This is a genomic window from Actinosynnema sp. NPDC023794, from assembly GCF_040639675.1.
GTDB classification, from domain to species: domain Bacteria; phylum Actinomycetota; class Actinomycetes; order Mycobacteriales; family Pseudonocardiaceae; genus Actinosynnema; species Actinosynnema luteola.
Genome location: NZ_JBFAFR010000037.1, coordinates 77,596 through 83,917, shown reverse-complemented (window position 1 = coordinate 83,917; position 6,322 = coordinate 77,596). Strand labels below are relative to the sequence as shown.

Genomic DNA, 6,322 nt, shown 5'->3' with positions numbered 1-6,322 from the left:
GAGGTCGCCGCTGCGCACGTCGCCGGTGTGTTGAGCCTTGAGGACGCGTGTGTGTTGGTGTCGGCGCGGGGTCGGTTGATGCAGGGGTTGCCGTCGGGTGGGGCGATGGTGTCGATCCGGGCTTCCGAAGAGGAAATCTCCCTCGTCGACGGCGTCGAGATCGCGGCCGTCAACGGACCCGACGCGGTGGTGATCTCCGGTGACGAGGACGCGGTGCTGCGGCTCGCCGAGGTGTGGCGGGAACGGGGCCGCGAGACGCGGCGGTTGGCGGTGAGCCACGCGTTCCACTCGGCGCGCATGGAGCCGATGCTGGCGGAGTTCGAGGGGGTCGTGGAGGGGTTGGCGTTCGGTTATCCACAGATCCCGATTGTGTCGACGGTGTTGTCGGGGGGTTCGGGTAGCGTTGAGAACAGGGATCCCCTGGGCGGGGACCCTTCCGCAGGCGCGGTGTTCGATGCCGGGTATTGGGTGCGGCAGGCGCGGGAGCCGGTGCGGTTCTTTGATGGCGTGGAGTGGTTGCGTGCCAATGGTGTGACGGCGTTCTTGGAGATCGGGCCTCATCCCACGCTCGTGCCGATCGGGGTGATGCGGCGTGGTCACGACGAGCCCGAACGGTTGCCGGCCGCCCTCGGCCGGCTCTGGGAGCAGGGTGCGGACTGGCGTCCGCCGGTGCCGCCCGTCCACCTCGACCTGCCCGCCTACGCGTTCCAACGCGAACGGTTCTGGCTGGTCCCCAGCGTGCCGGCGGACGTGGCCGGCGCGGGCCTCGACGCGCTGGACCACCCGTTGCTGCGGGCCTCCGTGACCCTGCCCGACGGCCAGGGCGTGGTGCTGGCCGGTGTGCTGGCCCGGTCGGCGCACCCCTGGTTGGCCGAGCACACCGTGCTCGACACGGCCCTGCTGCCCGCCACCGGCTTCGTGGAGCTGGCGTTGCAAGCCGGCGGTCACGTCGGCTGCCCGGTGCTGGCCGAGCTCGTGCTCGAAGCGCCACTCCCACTGCACGACACCGTGCACGTCCAGGTCACCGTCGGCGCGCCGGACGAGACCGGGCGGCGTCCGGTCACGCTGCACTCGCGCACGGCCGCCGAGCCGGACGACTGGACCCGCCACGCCACCGGCGTCCTGCGCCCCGAACCGGCCACCCCGCCGCACGGGCCCGCCACGTGGCCACCGGCCGACGCCGTCCCGATCGACATCGCCGCCCTCTACGACACGCTCGCCGACGCGGGCTACGACTACGGGCCGACGTTCCAGGGCCTGCGCGCCACCTGGCGGCACGGCGACGACCTGCACGCCGAGGTCGCGTTCCCCGCCGACCACGCGCAGCTCACCGGCTACGGCATCCACCCGGCCCTGCTGGACGCGGCGATCCAGCCGCTCACCCTGCTCACCGGCATCACCGCCGAGGTCGACGGCCCCGGCCAAGGCCTGGCCAGGCTGCCGTTCTCGTTCGCGGGCGTCTCGATCACCGGCACGGCCGCCACCCTGCGGGTCGTGCTGTCGCCCACCGCGCCGGACACCTACGCGGTGCACGTCACCGACACCGCGGGCACCCCGGTGGCCACCGTCGACTCGCTCGTGCTGCGCCCCGTCGAGCTGGGCGGTCTCGCCGTCGCCCGCCACCCGGACGCCCTGTTCACGCTCGACTGGACGCCGTTGCCGATCACCGACGCGCCGGACGTCCCGGTGGAGTTCCGCGAACTCGCGCGCGCCGCGGGAGACCCGGTCGAGCAGACCCACGCCCTCACCCGCCAGGTGCTCCACGAGGTGCAGCGAGCCCTGGCCGACGACACCCGCCTGGTGATCGTCACCAACGGCGACGACCTGCCCCTCGCCGCGGCTCAGGGTCTGGTGCGCAGCGCGCAGACCGAGCACCCGGGCCGGTTCCTGCTGGTCGACCACGACGACACCGAGGCGTCCCGCCAGGCGCTCCCGGCCGCCGTGCGCACCGCGTTCGCCCAAGCGGAACCACAGCTGCGGCTGCGCGACGGCGCGATGTCGGCGCCCAGGCTCACCAAGTCCGCCAAGGGCGGCCCCCCACGCCGGCTGCGCGGCACCGCGTTGATCACCGGCGGGCTCGGGGTCCTGGGCGGCCTGACCGCACGCCACCTCGTCACCGACCACGGGGTGCGGCACGTGGTCCTGGCCGGTCGCCGTGGTGACGCCACCCCCGGCGCGGCGGAGCTCCGGGACGGGCTGGCCGGCCTCGGCGCGACCGTCACGGTGGCCGCGTGCGACATCGCCGACCGGGACGCCCTGGCCGGGCTGCTCGCCACCATCGACGACCTGCGCGTGGTCGTGCACACCGCCGGGATCGTGGACGACGCCGTGGTCACGTCCCTCACGCCCGACCAGCTGGACGCCGTGCTGCGGCCCAAGGTGGACGCGGCCTGGCACCTGCACGAGCTGACCCACGACCTGGACGCGTTCGTGCTGTTCTCGTCCGTGGCCGGGGTGCTGGGCAGTCCAGGTCAGGCCAACTACGCGGCGGCCAACTCGTTCCTCGACGCGCTGGCCCGCCACCGGCACGCGCTCGGGCTGCCCGCCGTGTCGCTGGCCTGGGGATACTGGGCGCAGGAGAGCGGCATCACCGGCCACCTGGGCGAGGCCGACCGGCTCCGCCTGGCCCGCGCGGGCCTGCTCGCGCTGCCGACCGACCGGGCGCTGGCGCTGCTCGACGTCGGCCTCGGAGCCGGCGCGCCCGTGCTGGTGCCCGCCCACCTCGACCCGGCCACGGCGAAGACGCCGCTGCTGCGCGACCAAGCGCCGTCCCGGCGGGCGAAGGCGCCCGCGGTCGCGCCGTCCGACCTGATCGGCCGGCTCGCCGCGCTGGCCGAACCCGAGCAGCGCGCCCTGCTGCTGGACGTGATCAACACGCACAGCGCGGCCGTCCTCGGCCACACCACGCGGCTCACCGCCGACCCGCAGCAGGCGTTCCGCGACCACGGCGTCGACTCGCTGACCGCGATCGAGCTGCGCAACCGGCTCAACGGGGCCACCGGCCTGCAGCTGTCCGCGACCGCCGTGTTCGACTTCCCCACACCCGCCCAGCTGGCCAACCACCTCTACGGGCAGCTGCGCGGCACCGCCAACCGGGACGCGGGCCCGCTGGAAACCCTGCTGCGCAAGGCGATCGACGTCGACCGCACGCGCGACGGCGTCGAGCTGCTGGCCACTGCGGCTCGGCTCGGCCCGCTCGCCGACCGGCTCGACGTCACGCCGGTCAAGCTCACCACCGGGTTCGTGCCGCCGGCGTTGATCTGCCTGCCGTCCGCGCTGGCGTTCACCGGCGTGGAGGAGTACGCGCGGTTCGCCGCCGCGTTGGAGGCGATGCGGGACGTGACCGCCGTGCCGCTGCCCGGCTTCACCGGCGGCGCGCTGCCCGCCACCGCCGAAGCCCTGGTGGACGCGCTGACCGACGCGGTCGCCGAAGCCGCCGTCGGCGAGTTCGCGCTGGTCGGCCGGTCGGTCGGGGCGTGGCTCGCCCGTGCCGTCGCCGGTCGCCTCGAAACCAGGGGCGTGACACCGGCCGCCCTCGTGCTGATCACCCCGACCGGACGACCGCCGCTCGACGGCGTGCTCGACCCCGAGCACCAGGTCCACCCCGTCGACGACGACCGGCTGGTCGCGATGGGCCGCTACCTCGACCTGGCCGGGCAGTGGGAGCCGGGACCGACCGGCGCGCCGGTGCTGCACGTCGGCACCGCGCAGGAGCGCCCGCCGTCCGGGCAGGAGTCGGTCGTGGTCACCGGCGACCACTTCTCCGTGCTGGAGCAGCACTCCGCCTCCACCGCGCTGGCGATCAGCAGCTGGCTCACGGACTTCCGCGGGTACGGCGCCGGGTTGTCCGAACTCAGGGAAAGGGACGTCCATGATCTGGGATGACGTGTTCATCGGCGGCACCGGGCACTACCTGCCGCCGCGCACGCAGGCGACGGACGCCGTGCCCGACACCGACACCATGCGGCGGCTGCTCGCGCTGTCCGACTTCACCTCGTTCACCCGGTCCGACGACCTGACCGAGCACGCCATGGCGGTGCGGGCGGCGATCGGCGCGCTGCGCCAGTCCGGGCTGACCGGCGCCGACATCGCGATGGCGGCCTACGCGCAGATGGACCACCAGGACCACATGGCGTCCTCGTGCCACCTCCAGCGCGTGCTCGGCCTCGGTCACGCCCTGGTGTTCGAGGTGGAGGCGACCAGCAACGGCGGCTCGGCCGCGCTCCAGGCCGCCGCCGCGCACCTGGTGGCCGACCGGTCCGCCACCGCCACCCTGGTCACGGCGACCGCCCGGTTCCTGCCGCCGCGCTGGGAGCGCTGGCAGCCCACCGTCGGCATCTTCCTGGCCGACGGCGCCGCGTCGGCCGTGCTCACCCGCGACGGCGGCCGGGCACGCCTGGTCGCCACCGCCAACAGCTCCGCCACCCAGATGGAGGTCCTGGCCACCCCGTCCATCCCCGACCCGCTCGGGCACCGCAACCGCACGCCCATCGAAGTCACCGGCCTCGCGCCCTACCTGACCCTGATGAGCGAGGCGCTGGTCAACGCGGTCGAGCAGGCCGCCAAGGAGGCGAACACCGCGATCGCCGACATCACCCGGTTCGTCATCACGGGCCTGGGGCTGGCGCAGCTGCAGGTCGTGGTGCTGGAACCGCTCGGCATCGACCTGGACCGCACCACCTGGCCGTTCCTGCGCGAACTCGGCCACGTCGGGCCCTGCGACCAACTGCTCGGTGTCGACCACCTGCTCAACGACGGCGACCTGAGGCCGGGCGACACGATCATGGTGATCGGCCTCGGCATGGGTTCCCGGTTCACGGCCGCGCTGCTGGAGGTCACCGAGCCGCCCACGCGCGGCACGACGTTCGTCGCGCAGTCCGTCGAGCTCCCACCGGTCGAGCGGTACACCATCGACCCGTCCGGCAGCGACATCTTCGGCGAGGCGGCCGAGCTGCGCGAACGCGGCCACACCACGCCCGTCGAGCTGCCCGGCGGCATCGGCGCGTGGGCGGTGACCGGTCACGAGGCCGTCAAGGCCGTCCTGCTGGACCCGGCCGTCTCCAAGGACGCCAACCGGCACTGGCCCGCGTGGCGCAACGGCGAGATCCCGCCCGACTGGCCGTTGATCATGTGGGTGGCGATGAAGAACATGTTCACCGCCTACGGCGAGGACCACGCCCGCCTGCGCAAGCTGGTGGCCAAGGCGTTCACCGCGCGCCGCATCGACGCCATGCGCCCGCGCGTCGAGGAGATCACCGCCGACCTGATCGACCGGCTGGCCGCCGTGCCGCGCGGTCAGGTGGTCGACCTGCGCGCGGAGTTCGCGTTCCAGCTGCCGATCCGGGTGATCAGCGGCCTGTTCGGGCTGTCCGAGCAGACCGGTGCCGACCTGCGCCGCCTCGTGGAGGCGGTGTTCAGCCTCGACGCCGACCCCGACGGCGTGCAGGGCGCGTCCGCCGAGCTCTACATGCTGCTGAAGGGTCTGGTCGCGGAGAAGCGCGCGAACCCCGGCGACGACATGACCACCGACCTGATCGCGGCGCAGGAGGAGGACGGCAGCCGGCTCAGCGAGCAGGAGCTGCTGGACACGTTGCTGCTGACCATCAGCGCCGGCTTCGAGACCACGGTCAACCTGCTCGACAACGCCGTGCACGGGTTGGCCGCGCACCCGTCCCAGCTCGGTCTCGTCACGGCCGGGACGAGCACCTGGGACGACGTGGTGGACGAGACGCTGCGCTGGCAGGCACCGGTGCCGAACCTGCCGCTGCGGTACGCGGTGGACGACGTGGAGGTCGACGGCGTCGCGATCGCCAAGGGCGACGCGATCCTGGTGTCGTTCGGCGCGGCCGGCCGTGACCCGGCGCGGCACGGCGAGAACGCCGAGGCGTTCGACATCACCCGGCCGTCCCGGCGCGACCACCTGGCGTTCGGCCACGGCGTGCACTTCTGCCTCGGCTCGCCGCTGGCGCGGATGGAGGCCACGGTGGCGTTGCGGGCGTTGTTCGCGCGGTTCCCGAACCTTCGGCTGGCCGTGCCGCCCGCGGAGCTGGAACCGTTGGGGTCGTTCTTCACCAACGGCCACAAGACGCTGCCCGTGGTGCTTGAGGAGGACTGAGGTGACTCCACCCACGTCCGACGGCGCGAGGCTCCGGGCACGCCGCGCGGAACACGGTGGAAGTGGCCGACCACGAGGTGATCACGCATGCACGACAAGCCTGCTAACGGAGGGGAGGTGGCGAGGGATGCCCGGCACGGGCGAGGACGACTGGTCCCGCACGGTGCCGGCGATCCACCCCGCGGTCAGGGCGGTGTGCTCCCTCGC

At 73.6% G+C, this 6,322-nt stretch carries 2 protein-coding genes; both read left to right on the top strand.

Translation table 11 applies throughout. The annotated features are described in order from the left end of the window. The coding region (locus AB0H12_RS39815) for an SDR family NAD(P)-dependent oxidoreductase (protein WP_499630297.1) at nucleotides 1–3,885 on the top strand (3,885 nt) is incomplete at its 5' end. After that, nucleotides 3,872–6,115 carry a cytochrome P450 gene (locus tag AB0H12_RS39810; protein ID WP_499630296.1) on the top strand — a complete coding sequence of 748 codons (2,244 nt, stop codon included), beginning with the start codon at nucleotides 3,872–3,874 and terminating at the stop codon, nucleotides 6,113–6,115. The genes AB0H12_RS39815 and AB0H12_RS39810, both read left to right, overlap by 14 nt. Nucleotides 6,116–6,322: the final 207 nt, after the last annotated feature.